Annotated in this window: 13 protein-coding genes; 1 reads left to right on the top strand and 12 read right to left on the bottom strand. The window is 57.2% G+C overall.

Going from position 1 to position 14,011, the window contains the following annotated elements; all coding sequences use genetic code 11:
* Positions 1–154: 154 nt before the first annotated feature.
* The 8 genes from L370_RS04280 to sad form a co-directional block, all read right to left on the bottom strand.
* The gene (locus L370_RS04280) at positions 155–1,606 is read right to left on the bottom strand and encodes a tagaturonate reductase (protein ID WP_023335721.1); all 1,452 of its coding nucleotides are present in this window, start codon (positions 1,604–1,606) and stop codon (positions 155–157) included.
* 118 nt (positions 1,607–1,724) lie between these two features.
* Positions 1,725–2,252, bottom strand: a complete 528-nt coding sequence (locus tag L370_RS04285; RefSeq protein ID WP_023335720.1) for a GNAT family N-acetyltransferase — start codon at positions 2,250–2,252, stop codon at positions 1,725–1,727.
* A gap of 82 nt (positions 2,253–2,334) precedes the next feature.
* Positions 2,335–3,300 (bottom strand): sensor domain-containing diguanylate cyclase, encoded by a 966-nt coding sequence (locus L370_RS04290; protein WP_023335719.1) that lies wholly within the window; start codon positions 3,298–3,300, stop codon positions 2,335–2,337.
* Between the two features lie 119 nt (positions 3,301–3,419).
* Positions 3,420–4,859, bottom strand: coding sequence for a sensor domain-containing diguanylate cyclase (locus L370_RS04295; protein WP_023335718.1), 1,440 nt, complete (start codon positions 4,857–4,859; stop codon positions 3,420–3,422).
* 113 nt (positions 4,860–4,972) lie between these two features.
* Entirely contained in the window at positions 4,973–5,329 is a 357-nt protein-coding gene (locus L370_RS04300) for a DUF4186 domain-containing protein (RefSeq protein WP_023335717.1), read from the bottom strand.
* The gene (glsB, locus tag L370_RS04305; RefSeq protein WP_023335716.1) at positions 5,329–6,255 is read right to left on the bottom strand and encodes a glutaminase B; all 927 of its coding nucleotides are present in this window, start codon (positions 6,253–6,255) and stop codon (positions 5,329–5,331) included. The genes L370_RS04300 and glsB overlap by 1 nt, the downstream gene beginning before the upstream one ends.
* Before the next feature lie 62 nt (positions 6,256–6,317).
* The gene (locus L370_RS04310) at positions 6,318–7,907 is read right to left on the bottom strand and encodes a methyl-accepting chemotaxis protein (RefSeq protein WP_032666724.1); all 1,590 of its coding nucleotides are present in this window, start codon (positions 7,905–7,907) and stop codon (positions 6,318–6,320) included.
* Between the two features lie 107 nt (positions 7,908–8,014).
* A complete protein-coding gene (gene sad / locus L370_RS04315) occupies positions 8,015–9,403 on the bottom strand; it encodes a succinate-semialdehyde dehydrogenase (RefSeq protein WP_032666606.1) in 1,389 nt (462 codons plus the stop codon).
* Between the two features lie 98 nt (positions 9,404–9,501).
* On the opposite strand from sad, the gene L370_RS04320 reads away from it, so the two are divergent.
* On the top strand, positions 9,502–10,380 hold the full coding sequence (locus tag L370_RS04320) for a putrescine utilization regulator PtrR (RefSeq protein WP_023335713.1): 879 nt from the start codon (positions 9,502–9,504) through the stop codon (positions 10,378–10,380).
* Here L370_RS04320 and L370_RS04325 read toward each other — a convergent pair.
* From L370_RS04325 to L370_RS04340, 4 genes are all read right to left on the bottom strand, one after another.
* The gene (locus L370_RS04325; RefSeq protein ID WP_023335712.1) at positions 10,334–10,816 is read right to left on the bottom strand and encodes a GNAT family N-acetyltransferase; all 483 of its coding nucleotides are present in this window, start codon (positions 10,814–10,816) and stop codon (positions 10,334–10,336) included. The two genes, L370_RS04320 and L370_RS04325, sit on opposite strands and share 47 nt — an antisense overlap.
* A gap of 81 nt (positions 10,817–10,897) precedes the next feature.
* On the bottom strand, positions 10,898–11,659 hold the full coding sequence (locus L370_RS04330; RefSeq protein ID WP_023335711.1) for a DeoR/GlpR family DNA-binding transcription regulator: 762 nt from the start codon (positions 11,657–11,659) through the stop codon (positions 10,898–10,900).
* A gap of 1 nt (position 11,660) precedes the next feature.
* On the bottom strand, positions 11,661–12,647 hold the full coding sequence (locus L370_RS04335) for a D-threonate 4-phosphate dehydrogenase (protein WP_023335710.1): 987 nt from the start codon (positions 12,645–12,647) through the stop codon (positions 11,661–11,663).
* Positions 12,640–13,857: a D-threonate kinase gene (locus tag L370_RS04340; RefSeq protein ID WP_023335709.1), complete on the bottom strand. Its 1,218-nt coding sequence runs from the start codon at positions 13,855–13,857 to the stop codon at positions 12,640–12,642. The genes L370_RS04335 and L370_RS04340 overlap by 8 nt, the downstream gene beginning before the upstream one ends.
* Positions 13,858–14,011: the final 154 nt, after the last annotated feature.

Below are 14,011 nucleotides of genomic sequence, written 5' to 3'. Positions count from 1 at the left end.
TCACCGTTGCAAGCATGTTAACGGAACATTGAATTTTCTCACCTGCTTAGCAATAACCGCACGGTGCTGCATGTGCTTTTAAAAAAAAAGGGCAAATAGTATGTTGTAACTAAATGGAGGTGTAATAAAACCCGGCCGGAGCCGGGTAACGTGATCAGCAAAGGGGTTTAACCGCTGCGCGCATTCCCTTCAGCAGTATGGCGTCAAGGTCCAGAGTGACCTGGTCGACAAGTCCGGAGACCTGCGTCAGATCCTGTTCCCAATGCTCGCTCACGCTCAGTACGGACTGCACCAGGTCACGGGTACTCAACTGCTGGTCGCGGTGCTGCGCCCAGAGCTGTTGATAACGTTCCAGCCAGAATGCATCATCCTGTACCGGGTAGTTTTCCCCGTTACGCTCCGCGCGATAAAACGCTATCAGTGCAGCCAGCGCGAACGTCAGACGCGCCGGCAATTGTCCGCCTGCCTTCTGCCCTGCCAGCAGCTGCGGCAGGATACGGGTGCGGTATTTGGTCATGCCGTTGAGCGCGATGGAAAGCAGCTGGTGTCGGATATAGGGATTACGAAAACGCCCTGTTACCGCACTGGCGAAAGATTCCAGCTCGTCACGCGGCAGATCGAGCACCGGAATAATCTCCTGATAAATCGCTTTTTCGACGAATGCGCAGATCTCAGCATCATTCATCGCCTCGCCCACCGTATCCAGCCCAGACTGGAATGCCACCGGCACCAGCGCCGTGTGCGCGCCGTTCAGGATGGCGACTTTGCGCTCTTTGTAGGGCCTGATGTCGTCGACAATCAGCACATTTAACGGGTACTTATCCAGACGGAGTTCCTGAGCAAGGGATGCCGGCCCCTGGATAACAAACAGATAGAAATGTTCAGCCGTGTCCAGGAACCCATCGTGATAGCCCAGCTCAGCTTCCAGCGTGGCCGCTTCATCGCGCGGGTAACCGGTCACGATACGGTCGACCAGCGTCGAGCAGAAGCTGTTGGCATCGTTTAGCCACTGGATAAAGGCGGCAGGCAGCGCCCACTCCCTGGCATAGCGCAGGACGAGTTCACGCAGCGCATCACCGTTGTAGTCAATCAGCTCGCACGGAATGATGATCCAGCCTTTATCCGGTGCACCGTTGAAGTGGCTGAAGCGCTCAAACAGCAGTCGCGTCAGCTTCGCCGGGTAGCTCACCGCAGGGGCATCGTCGAATCGGTCACCCGCGTGGTAGCTAATACCCGCTTCGGTGGTGTTCGAGAAAACAAAGCGCATATCCGGATTGTGGGCCAGTTTAAGAAACGCGTCATAGTCGTCGTAGACGCTGATTTCACCGTTAACCGAGCGGATAAGACGGCTCTCACTCACCGCTTCACCCAGCTCGTTCAGGCCGCGAATGACGGTGGTGTAGAGACCATCCTGAGTGCTCAGCGACGGCGGGAAGTCGCTCTCAATAGGACGGACGATAACCACGCCGGCGTTAAGATCGGTATGTTCATTTAACAGGTCAATTTGCCAGTCGACGAACGCACGCAGGAAGTTGCCTTCACCAAACTGAATGATGCGTTCTGGATATTGGGCACCGGGAAAATCACGACGATTGAGCGTGTTCACAAGGGGGTTCCTTTTATGATTAGTCATACAGCCTGATAAGATTGGTACGATAACTTATCAAAACTTAACGACCGGGAACCCTGTTTTGATCAATGGACGGCGTAGTTGTACAAAATAATCATAAGAACTTATAGAACACCGACGTGGCCGTCATGGCGCCGTCCGGCATCAGCGCATAGCGAGGGATCTCGCCAACCTTTTGCCATCCGGCGCGCTGGTAAAACGTCTCGGCCCCGCTGCCTGTGGAGGTATCGAGTACCATAACCGAAATGTCTCTGGCCCGGGCCTCCACTTCAAGCGCTTCCATCAATGCCATCGCGGCGCCTTTCCGGCGCGCTTTCTCGTGAACCAACAGCTTCGCCACATCCGCGCGGTGCGGCTGGTTTTCCGGCTGGTCTGTGATCAGCTGCACCGTTCCGATGACGCCGTCCTGCGGGTCGACGCAGGCCAGCACGAGGCGCTCGTTGCGCCCTACGCTTTCAGCAATACCGCGCCAGAAAGAACGGCCCTTCTCCAGGCTAAAGGGAAGCATAAAGCTGACGGATGCCCCGCCGTTCACACAGTTTTCGAGGATCCCAGCCAGCGCATCAAGGTGGGTGAGAATGTCGTCTCGGGTGAGATTTTTGATTTGCAGTGAGGTATTCATTGTTTTTCCTTACGTTGAATACCGTCACTGTGCATTTAACATCTTCTTAACGCAAACGGATCGAACATACGCTTTTGTTATGTCACCGGGAACGCTGGCGCTGCTGCTTCATGGCATACATCTTCTCATCGGCATCTTTTAACCACTGCTGCAGGTCGTTGCCGTTATGATCGAATTCACTTAGCCCCCATGAGAAGTGGAGTGACCAGGGGTGAAGCTTCCGGGCGTTATAGCTTTCTACCTGCTCGGCGAGATACTGCATGGCAATCCAGGCGCCCTGCTCGTCCGTATCCGCGAAGAGCACGGCGAATTCGTCCCCGCCAAAACGCACCAGCAGATCCGCTTCACGGAAAGAGGCACGCATCAGCTGCGCCATGGCTTTCAGCGCCTTATCCCCCTCTTCATGCCCGAAGCGATCGTTGATTTCCTTAAAGCGATCCAAATCCAGCCAGCCGAGCGTCAGCGGCTCGGCCCGACGCCGGGCAACGGAAAGCGTGAAGCGCACGAGTTGATTAAAGCCCCGACGGTTGAATAGCCCGGTTAATTCATCCGTGGTCGCCGCGCTGATTGCTGCAAATTCATCTTCGGCCAGCGCGCCAAGATCTCCCAGGACGGCGAGGTCGGCGGCAGAAAACTCCCGGGGAGCGTAATCAATCAGGCACAGCGAGCCAACGCTGGCGCCGTCGCGCAGGCGCAGCGGGAAGCCCGCGTAAAACCGCACGCGAGGTTCACCGGCCACCAGCGGGTTATCCGCAAAACGATCGTCCTGAAGCATATCCCCCACCACCAGCGGCGCTTCGGCGAGGATCGTATGCCCACAAAATGAGATGTTACGCGGAACGGTGCCGGGCGCCTGGCCGTCGGCCGACTTCACGATTAGCGAATGCTCATCAATGAGATTGACCATCGCCAGCGGCACCTGGAAGAAGCGTTTTGCCAGACGTGTTAGCCGGTCAAACGCCGGGGAACTGTCGATCTCAAGCAGGCCTGATTCACGCAGTGAGTTAAGACGTTCCGTTTCATTTTCAGGGGTTGCAGGTGCTTTCATAATGTCTCCTGACGTAAAGCGTTACTAAAAGCGTAGCTTAAACAGAGACATTGTCAGTGTTCTGACTGCCTGTTAAGCCGCTTACTATTCACGTCAATGCCTTATGACGATTAACGCAGCTATATTTCACTCCCGGAAGGCGCGGCAGCTTGCTCGTCAGCCACCCGGGCGCTGGTACGGTTTCGACCCGCTTTTTTTGAACGATAGAGATGATCGTCCGCTTCGGCCATGAGCTTGTTGAAGACCTCGGTCAACTGCCATGACTCCGCCTTTCCGCTTCCGAGGCCAATACTGACCGTCAGAAAGAGCGTCTGCTGACGCCAGGTAAACGGATGGCTGGCAACGGTGGAACGGATACGTTCAGCCAGTTCAAAACCGTGCTGCGCGTCGCCTGCATTGATCACCACAGCGAACTCTTCCCCGCCCATGCGCGCCACCATGCCATCTTCGCCGACGACCTGCTGAACCTGTCGGGCAAACGAGGCCAGCACGCGGTCTCCACACTCGTGGCCGTAGTTATCATTAATGCTTTTGAAGTAATCAATATCCAGCAGCATGACGGTCAGAAAACGCGTATGCCGGTACGTCTCTTCATGCTTTAAGGCCTCATAAAGCCCGGAACGCGAGTAGACGCGCGTCAAAAAGTCATAATCCGCCCTCAGTGAAACCTGGCGGATCAGGGAATTAATCGCCGCCATGCTGACGGAAACCATCACCGGACAGATAGCCATCGTGGCGATGCCCAGCCTGGCTGAAAACATCATTGGCGTCGTAAACGGCGTCGCCACGGCAATATTAATAATCGAGTTAGCGACCAAAATGATTTCAGTGGCGCCCGTGATAAACGTCAGCAGACAGGTCGCAGGCAATGAATAGCGAACCGCACACCAGATAAGCGCAGGCAGAGGAAACGAGAGGCTCCCCGCGCCGCCAATCACCACCGACGCGACCACCGAGACGATCAGCGCCATCACCGGCAGCAACTGCTCCAGACGTAACCTGAGTTCACGCCCGGGCATACGCAACGTGAGCATACATGGCACAACAAGCACGCCGGTTGAGAACTGCTCGCTAAACCAGTCGGCAAACAGCGGCCAGAAGGTGTGACTGTCAATCCCGACCGACCCCACCGCACCGAGCAAGGCACAAAGCAGCGCGGCAATCAGACAGTAGTTGAACAGGCGTAATGCGTTAAGCGGATCGGGTGTTCTCTTCATCAGCCGCTTGTCGCGCTGAACCAGCACGGCGACAACAACGATAAAGATCATGTTAGACAGGTTGATCGCCACTGAGGCCATACCCCAGTTGGTCGTCACCGCGTCGTACAACAACATCGCGACATAACATACCGCATAGTACTGCAGGCGATTCAGGTAAACATAGCGGGCGAAGATCCCTGCCATGACGCCATTCAGCGGCCAGAACAGCGACAGGGCCTCAACGAGCCGTAATTCCGCACCCACAAAATAGAATAAGGTGGTGAGGATGAAGATCGTCGACGCATTTCGCAGCGGCGTGTCGGGCTGGAACGGCCTGAAAGCGGTAAGAGCAGAACGCATTAAATATCATTCCATATGAAAGCTTATGGCAATTATTGCGGTCGTCAGCATGATCGGGACTAACTTGGGATGCATCTATAACACAAATACCACGGGAGCATAACTCGTCAAATTTAGGCGTTCATCTGCAGCACCAGCCAGTGGTGGATAACGCTGACGATATAATTTTGTTGCGGCGCCGTGAGCGTCACACCCTGCGGAATATTATGCCATTTTGCCAGACAGCCCCGACAACAGGTGGCGGTGGCATGCTGAGCGATAAACACCGGGTGACCGCGCATGGGCGTCTGTTTACCGTCGTTTGCGGGGTGTGCCGGGGCAAGGCGCTTTTCGACAAAATCCGCGGCATGCTGGTCAATAGTGTCGGGGCCTTTGTCCCAGCAGTACTGGCGTTCCTTATCGCCCAGGCGAAAGCGCGAGCGAAATGGCGATCGCGCCAGGCGGGAAAAGAGAGGATCCAGATCGGACATCAGTATACGGAACGTCCCAGACGCTGGGTCAGTTTCTCCAGAACCGCCACGCCGGCAAGCGAATTTCCCGTTTCATCCAGTTCCGGGCTCCAGACGGCTATCGCCATTTCGTGCGGCACAATCGCCACGACCCCGCCGCCGACGCCCGATTTAGCCGGAAGCCCAACGCGCCAGGCAAACTCGCCGGCGTTTTGATACATCCCGCTGGTGGCCATCAGCGCGTTAACCTGCCGGGCCTGAAGCGGAGAAACCACCTCCTGATCGAGGTGCGGCGCGTGCCCCTGGTGCGCAAGGAACAGGAACGTCTGAGCCAGCTCAACGCAGCTCATTTTCAGGGCGCAATAATGGAAGTAGTTTTGCAGCACGGTCGCCACGTCGTTGTGGAAATTACCGAAGGATTTCATTAGCCACGCGATAGCCGCGTTACGGGCGGAGTGTTCAAACTCCGAGCGTGCCACCACCGCATCATAGGCAATATCGTCAACGCCCGAAAGCTGGCGAACAATCTCAAGCATTCTCTGTCGCGGTGCGCTGAGGCGGCTTTGCAGCATATCGCAGACCACCAGCGCCCCGGCATTAATGAAGGGATTTCGCGGTTTACCCTGCTCAATCTCAAGCTGAAGCAGCGAGTTAAAAGGCTGGCCGGAAGGATCTTTACCGACACGCTCCCAGATCTCTTCTTCATCATACTGGCGCATCGCCGCAACCAGACTCAGCACTTTCGAGATGGACTGAATGGAAAAACGTTCCGTTGCATCGCCTGCCTGGTATCGCTGTCCGTCGATGGTACAGATAGCAATCCCCAGCTTATTCCCGCTCACCGAGGCAAGGGCCGGAATATAGTCGGCAACCTTCCCCTTTCCAATTAACGGACGAACCTGCGCCAGAATCTCGTCCAACATCTCATTATGGATGACCGCAGCCACACTTTGCTCCTTGCCCTCAGGCTAAAACGGGCTGCGAGTATAACAGAGGCTTATGTATTGCGTCAGGCGCTAAGACGAAAACGCGAAACGGCCTGCAATAAAAGATCGGATTGCTTTTGCAGCCGCTCAGAGGCGTCCGAGGCGTCAGAGACCAACAGGTCCGTCTGCCGGGAGACCTGATTCAGCGCCTGAAGCTGGCGCGTCATCTGGTGAATACTGTCTCCCTGGCTGAGCGTGGCGGTTGAGATCTCATTCAGCAAACTGCTTAAATTGCCCACCAGACCGGTGACCTGCTGCAAATTCTCTTCCATCAGGGTAACGGCACGCGAACCGTCTTCAATGCCCTGCAGCGAGCGGTTAATAAGCTCCTGAATGGTCTGCGTCGAGTGGCTGCTTTTTCTGGCCAACAGCCCGACTTCCCGGGCGACGACGGCAAAGCCGCGCCCCTGGTTTCCGGCATGAGCCGCCTCAATGGCCGCATTCAGCGCCAGGATGTTGGTCTGGAACGCCACGCTGTCGATCATCGCCACGATCCCGCGCATCTCAGAGGATCGGTCGACGATCGCCTGCATGGACGCATTCACGGTAGACATCATCTGGTCGCCGCCCACGGCGGCCTGACGCGCTTCATCGGCCCGCGAGCTGGCGAGCCTGGCATAGCCGGTATTCCCTTCCACATGGCTTTCCAGCGATGCAATATGCGCCGTCACATCCTCAAGCTCTTTCGCCTGGCGCGCTGACTGCTGATACAGCTTTTGGTTACCCTCCGCCAGGGAGCCAATATTCTCCACCATGGTGGCGGTGGCATGGCTGACCTGCGTCACCAGTTGCTGCAGACCGTGCTGCATCGTCGCAATACTGTCGCTAAGCTGCCCTATCTCCCGGTTGAAGCGCATGACGTCCGGCGGCGTGCCGGAGAGATCCCCTGCCGCCAGCCGGTTAATATGCGCAATCAACCGACGCAGCGGCGAAATCACCCATCTGGACATGCCGAACCAGACGGCAACCGCGATGGCGAGCAGCAGCCCCGGCGCAAACAGGAACAACGTTTGCAGACCGGAGAGCTGTGCCATTAGGCTCTGGCGCCCCTGCATGGCCTGCTTCTCGCTTGCCAGCTGATAGCGCGCATAGTTGTCGTTAAAATCAGACTGAAACGCCTGAGCCGGTACGGCAAAAAAAGCGTCGATGGTGTTGGTCTTGAGAAGCCCTTCAGCCTGCTCGTTGATCGCGCCGTAGAAAAGCTGATAGCTGTTCACCAGAGCATCGTCTTTCGGCGGATTGAGCGCCAGCCAGGCCTTCCACGCCTGCTGAGAAACCGTCAGCGCCTTTTGCGCATCGTCCATCAGGCTATGCCAGCTTCCGTCGGAGCCGGTCTCTTTATCCTGCATAAACCAGACGCCGGACCGGTTAAGCAGATCGCTTGCCGCCAGCAGGGAAACGCGGGCCAGATCCAGCTTGCTCTGCTGCTGCCAGGCCAGCAGGTTTTGCTGCTCGTTACGCTGGGCGTCGTTCAGGGAGGCGTTAAGCAGGAATGACGAGGAGAGCTGCAGCGCGGAGAAAAGGCCAATAATGCAAAAGATACCCGTCAGCAGACCAAAGTGACGAGGGGTGAGACGCTGCGCAATACGGCGAAAAATTTGCGTTAGGTTCATGATTTTCTTCATTAACAATGCGTTAGACGCGAGCGAGTCTACGAAATGAAAATGACAGAACCATTGCAGAGAAATGACAACGGCCCTCGTGATGAGGGCCGAAAAAATTACACGCGATCCTTCCACACCGTCTGCACGTTGCAGAACTCGTGCAGCCCAAAGTGGGAAAGCTCGCGGCCAAAGCCGCTTTTCTTCACGCCGCCGAAGGCCACGCGCGCGTCGCTGGCGCTAAAGCCGTTGATAAACACGCCGCCGCACTCCAGCTCGCGGGAGAATTTATCCGCAAGCGCCGCGTCAGCGGTGAAGACGGTGGCGGACAGGCCAAAGTCGCTGTCGTTGGCGAGCGTCAGGGCGTGCTCCGCGTCTTTCGCGACCGTTATGGCCGCGACCGGACCAAACAGTTCCTGGCGGAACGCCGTCATCGACGGGGTGACGTTCGACAGCACGGTTGGCGCGTAGTAATTCCCCTCTCCGCCGATCTTCTCTCCGCCCAGCAGCAGCGTTGCCCCTTCGGCCAGCGTGGCCTGAACCTGCTGATGCAGTTCATCGCGCAGGTCATAGCGCGCCATCGGGCCAATAAAGTTCTCTTCCCGATCCGGTGCACCCATATTCAGCGCAGAAACGGCCTCGACAAAACGTTGCGTAAAGGTCTCTGCGATACCCTCCTCGACGATAAAACGTTTCGCCGCCGCGCAAACCTGCCCGGTATTCTGGTAGCGCCCCGCTACCGCCGCCTTTACGGCAAGATCGAGGTCGGCATCGTTGAGAACGATAAACGGGTCGGAACCGCCCAGCTCAAGCACGCATTTTTTCAGCGCGGCTCCCGCCTGCGCGCCGATGGCCGCACCGGCACGAACGCTGCCGGTGACGGTCACGGCCGCAATACGGCGATCGTTAATCGCCTGGCTTACGCCGTCATTGGTGGCGTTCACCCAGCCGAATACGCCTTCAGGGAAACCGGCATCCGCAAATATCTGCCCAATAAGATCCGCAGAGCCGAGCACGTTTGGCGCATGCTTAAGCAGATAGCTGTTACCTGCCAGCAGGATCGGCACCGCGCCGCGCAGCACCTGCCAGAGCGGGAAGTTCCATGGCATCACCGCAAGAATCGGTCCCAGCGGACGGTATTCAATGACCGCGTTGTGGTTTTCCACCAGCGTAGGCTCCGCACGCAGCATCGCCGGGCCGTGCCCGGCATACCAGTCGCACAGACCGGCGGATTTTGCCACTTCCGCCCGCGCCTGCAGGATGGGTTTCCCCATTTCACGGGAGATTATCTGCGCCATCTCTTCCGCGCGGTTTCGCAGCGCGGCACCGAGATCCCGCAGCTTCTGCGCCCGATGGGACACGCTTTCGCGTCGCCACTGGCGATACCCCGCGTCAGAGTGAGCAATCGCGCGTTCAACCTCTTCCGGCGTCGCCCAGGGATACGCAGCGAGGGTTTCTCCCGTTGCCGGGTTAACAGAGAGGGCATGTGTAGCAGATGAATAAGTCATGTTTTTCTCCACGCATTTCGGTTGATTCATTGTGGCTCACTCTGCTATTTCTTAAAAATGAATAATACTAACCACCTTATTCACGAAACGAGAATGCTATGGACTTAACCCAGCTTGAAATGTTTAACGCCGTCGCGCTGACGGGCAGCATCACCCAGGCGGCGCAGAAGGTGCATCGCGTGCCGTCCAATCTGACCACCCGCATCCGCCAGCTGGAAGCCGATCTTGGCGTCGAGCTTTTTATTCGTGAGAACCAGCGTTTGCGCTTATCCCCCGCCGGGCATAACTTCCTGCGCTACAGCAGGCAGATCCTCGCTCTGGTGGATGAGGCGCGTATGGTCGTCGCGGGCGATGAGCCGCAGGGGTTATTTGCCCTCGGCGCGCTGGAAAGCACCGCTGCGGTGCGCATTCCTGAAACGCTGGCGCAGTTTAACCAGCGCTATCCGCGCATCCAGTTTGCCCTTTCTACCGGGCCATCCGGAACGATGATTGATGGCGTACTGGAGGGAACCCTCAGCGCCGCCTTTGTCGACGGGCCGCTGTCGCACCCGGAGCTGGAGGGCATGCCGGTCTACCGGGAAGAGATGATGCTGGTCACGCCTGCCGGGCATGCGGAGGTGACGCGCGCCACGCAGGTCAGCGGCAGCGACGTTTACGCCTTTCGCGCGAACTGCTCGTATCGCCGACACCTGGAAAGCTGGTTTCATGCGGACAGAGCTACGCCCGGCCGCATTCATGAGATGGAGTCCTACCACGGCATGCTCGCCTGCGTCATTGCGGGCGCGGGCATCGCGCTGATGCCGCGCTCGATGCTGGAGAGTATGCCGGGCCATCATCAGGTTGAAGCCTGGCCGCTGGCGGAAAACTGGCGCTGGCTCACGACCTGGCTGGTGTGGCGACGCGGGGCGATGACCCGCCAGCTGGAAGCCTTTATAGCGCTGCTAAACGAACGTCTTCAACCAGCGCCTTCTCCATAAACAGGCTGAGCGGGTCCTCAGCGTACGGGGCAAATGCCGGACGCAAATCGTACCCGCACTGCTCATACAGACGAACCGCGGCGCGCTGTTTGATGCCCGTCTCAAGCCTTACGGTATGACACTGGCGGCTCAGGGCTTCATCTTCCAGGGCGGCCAGCAGCGTCTCGCCGAGATGCTGCCCCCGATGGGCCGGGTCAATATAGACCCGCTTCATCTCCCCCGTTCCGTCGCCGTTGAGCACGATGGCCCCACAGCCCACGGCCTGGAGCTGCTGGTCGCGAATGACCATCAGGATCAGCGAGGTTTCCGGCAGCGCAGACAGGTCGAGCAGATGATTGCTTTCGGCGGGATAGAGTTCGCTCTGATAGCGGTCAAGCGCCGCGATCAGGTTGAGAATGTCCGGATGACGTGCAGATTCAGAGGTAATGGAATACATGGCAGGCTCCTTGCTTTTTATGTAAGACTAAATTTCAACATAGCGCAGGCCTGCCGGGGTGCTACATAGTATTAACTTATGTCATGACGCCAGCGTCAGCTGGACATCTAACGCCCTCAGCCCGGCCTGTGTCGTCTCATCGAGCCTGCTGTCGGTCACGATATCCGTCAGGGTATGAAGATGCGCCACGTTAAACAGTGACCAGGCGCCATACTTGGAGCTGTCCGCCAGCAGCACGCGGCGTTTAGCGTTGGCAATTAAATCGCGCTTAAGCGCGGCCTTCTCTTCCGTCGGCGAGGTTATGCCGCGAGTGATATCCCATCCGTTACAGCTGACAAAAGCCACGTCCGGCCAGACGTTTTGCAGCAGGCGACGGCCGTGTTCACCGATGCAGGACTGGCTCGAATCATCGATACGCCCGCCGATAATGGTTACTTCAATCTGTCGGAATTCCGAGAGAAACAGCGCAATGTGCAAATCGCTGGTGATCACGCGAAGCGGAAGATGCGTCAGCTGACGAGCGAGTTCAATCATCGTGGTGCCGGCATCCAGCACAATGGCGTCCCCTGCTTTAACAAAGCTCGCTGCCGCGCTGGCGATAGCGTGTTTTTCCGCGAGGCTACGCTGCATTTTTTCATGCGTCGTGGGCTGGGAAGGAATAAACCGGTTAAGGGTAACGCCGCCATGGGTACGGCTAATCACACCTTCCTGATCGAGCTTAATCAAATCCCTGCGGATCGTTGCCGGAGAGGCATCGGTAATTGCCACCAGCTGATCCACCGTCACCAGATTATGCCCCTTCAGGTAATCCATTATCTGCTCTAACCGGTTATATCCCTTCATATCATTCCCGTGTAATTTGCATAGCCAACTGGATAGACACCGTCATGCTCTCAGACTTCGCTTTACCGGTCCAGGCAATATCGAACGCGGTTCCGTGGTCAGCAGAGGTACGGATAAACGGTAACCCGGCGGTGATATTCACCCCGTCATAAAAGCCGAGCAATTTTAGCGGAATATGCCCCTGATCGTGATACATCGCAACGACCATGTCATACATTCCTTCGTGGCATTGCATAAACACCGTATCCGGTGGACACGGTCCAGTGACGTTTAACCCCTGCGCTTTCATTGCCTCAACGGCCGGGCCGACAATTTTGATCTCTTCGTCACCAAACAGGCCGTTCTCACCCGCATGCGGGTTTACACCGGCAACGGCAATGCGAGGATGCGCGAACCCGACGCGTTTCAGGAAGCTATCTGCAATACCAATCACGGTTTTTACCCGATCCTGATTGAGCGTATCAAGGAATTTGCGCAGCGCAATGTGGGTGGTGATGTGGATCACCTTCAGCTTATCCGTATACAGCACCATGGCGTAATCTTTGCTGTCGGTCAGATGCGCCAGCAGCTCGGTGTGGCCCGGATAGAGATGACCGGCAAGATGCAGAGCCTCTTTATTCAGAGGAGCCGTCGCGATAGCCTTCACCTTGCCCGCCATCGCCAGCTCGGTGGCTCGCTTCACGCAGCGATAGGCCAGATCCCCTGCTGCAGCCTGAACGACTCCCGGCTTTAACGCATCAGGATCGGCCAGCGGTTCGTCCAGCACGTTAATCACGCCAGGGGCAAATTTCGCGTCGCTCACCGCATCGATAAGACGTATATCCGCCCGCCCGGCGATCCCTTTATCCAGCACCCGCTGCAGCGTTCTGGCGCAGCCCACGACAACAACCGGCGCCCCTGAAAGCTCGCCTTCGGTGAGGGATTTGATAATGATTTCCGGGCCAATGCCAGCCGGGTCACCCATGGTTACAGCAATGATTTTAGTCACTCAGTCTCTCCTCGATAAAATACAGAACCTCAAGCAGCGTATCTTCCTTTCCGAAGCCCCCTGCTTTGGTCATTACCGGCTGCTGCCAGCCGCAACCCAGAAATTTTCCGACCGGCACGCACTGTGCGACGCATCCGGTAATTTCAAACCCCCGAGCATCCAGTGCCTTCGCAACGGCCATCGCCACATCGCCACCGGAGACGTACAGCGCGTCCGGCTCGTGCACCGCAAGCACCTGTCGGGTCAGTTCGCCTAAAAACGTACAGATTTTTTCGCCCAGGCCAGCCCGGGTGACGTGATGCTGCCGACAGAGTTGCTCGACCTGATGGCGAGCATCGTTGCCCGCGCAGGTATGAACAATGCAGTGATGCCCAGCCTGTAGCACCTGCGCGATCTGCGCGAGATACCCGGCCGTAACGCCGCGCAAAACGTCATTCACATCAATGAATACCGACGAGACGCCGGAAACACCTGTGGCCAGTGCGACCTGGCGTTGAGCGATCTCACTCATCGACCCCACCACGGCTAACAGCTGCTTGCGTCGCGCCGGGGCCAGATGACGGGCCAGCGCATCGCATAGCCCGGCAGAGCCCACCAGCAGCGGCATCTGTGCGCAGGTCATTGCTGCGGCGATAATGGCGTCCAGCTCCTCGTCGGTCTGCGCATCAACAAAGATCCACTCCGTTCCCTGCGCCAGTTCGGCTGCCAGCGTCTCCACGGTCACGTTTTTACCGCTCACGTCGCGAAAAAGGTCAGCAATCGCGGCAGAAGGAACGGGCGTTTTGGGATCGCTGGCAAATTCGGTTTCGTCCACCGGAATGCCGTTTACCAGACACCTGCCTTGCCGCGTGATCCGCCCTGCCGCGGGGTATGCCGGGGCAACAATCACCTGGCGTTTGCCGCTTAATGTCTTCAGGGCCTGTGACTCAGCCCCCGCGTTGCCGCGCAGCGTCGAATCCATTTTTTTGATGAGCCAGCGGGCATCCGCGACATCGGCCCCGAGTGCGGTCACCTTTTCGGCTGCCTCCCATGCCGACAGCGCCCGGGAATCGGTATTGACGATCAGCGCATCGGTCGCCTGGGTAAAAGGTGTATGAAACGCCACGCTGACTTTTTTGCCGCACAGCGCCAGGCTGACGCCGGCATCGTTAGCGCCGGTAAAGTCATCTGCGACGACCACGACCTCTCTGTACAGATTGTTCACTTTCATCCCCACTCCGGGTTCGCCTTTCCTGTTAATGATTATATTCAATCATGATTGATTATATGTGAGCAAGATCAAGTTAATCAGTTTGCGAATAAATTATAAATTCAGCCACACGATGACCATGAAGCGTCTTATTTGAGCGAAATCAATCATGGGC

Source organism: Enterobacter sp. MGH 24 (genome assembly GCF_000493015.1).
Classification (GTDB): domain Bacteria; phylum Pseudomonadota; class Gammaproteobacteria; order Enterobacterales; family Enterobacteriaceae; genus Enterobacter.
This window is presented reverse-complemented; position numbering and strand designations above follow the sequence as displayed.

What these genes read in the sequence shown, in the direction of transcription:
- L370_RS04285 (WP_023335720.1), bottom strand. Translation starts at nt 2,252, where the DNA reads ATGAATACCTCACTGCAAATCAAAAATCTCACCCGAGACGACATTCTC.
- L370_RS04290 (WP_023335719.1), bottom strand. Translation starts at nt 3,300, where the DNA reads ATGAAAGCACCTGCAACCCCTGAAAATGAAACGGAACGTCTTAACTCA.
- L370_RS04295 (WP_023335718.1), bottom strand. Translation starts at nt 4,859, where the DNA reads ATGCGTTCTGCTCTTACCGCTTTCAGGCCGTTCCAGCCCGACACGCCG.
- L370_RS04300 (WP_023335717.1), bottom strand. Translation starts at nt 5,329, where the DNA reads ATGTCCGATCTGGATCCTCTCTTTTCCCGCCTGGCGCGATCGCCATTT.
- L370_RS04310 (WP_032666724.1), bottom strand. Translation starts at nt 7,907, where the DNA reads ATGAACCTAACGCAAATTTTTCGCCGTATTGCGCAGCGTCTCACCCCT.
- sad (WP_032666606.1), bottom strand. Translation starts at nt 9,403, where the DNA reads ATGACTTATTCATCTGCTACACATGCCCTCTCTGTTAACCCGGCAACG.
- L370_RS04320 (WP_023335713.1), top strand. Translation starts at nt 9,502, where the DNA reads ATGGACTTAACCCAGCTTGAAATGTTTAACGCCGTCGCGCTGACGGGC.
- L370_RS04325 (WP_023335712.1), bottom strand. Translation starts at nt 10,816, where the DNA reads ATGTATTCCATTACCTCTGAATCTGCACGTCATCCGGACATTCTCAAC.
- L370_RS04330 (WP_023335711.1), bottom strand. Translation starts at nt 11,659, where the DNA reads ATGAAGGGATATAACCGGTTAGAGCAGATAATGGATTACCTGAAGGGG.
- L370_RS04340 (WP_023335709.1), bottom strand. Translation starts at nt 13,857, where the DNA reads ATGAAAGTGAACAATCTGTACAGAGAGGTCGTGGTCGTCGCAGATGAC.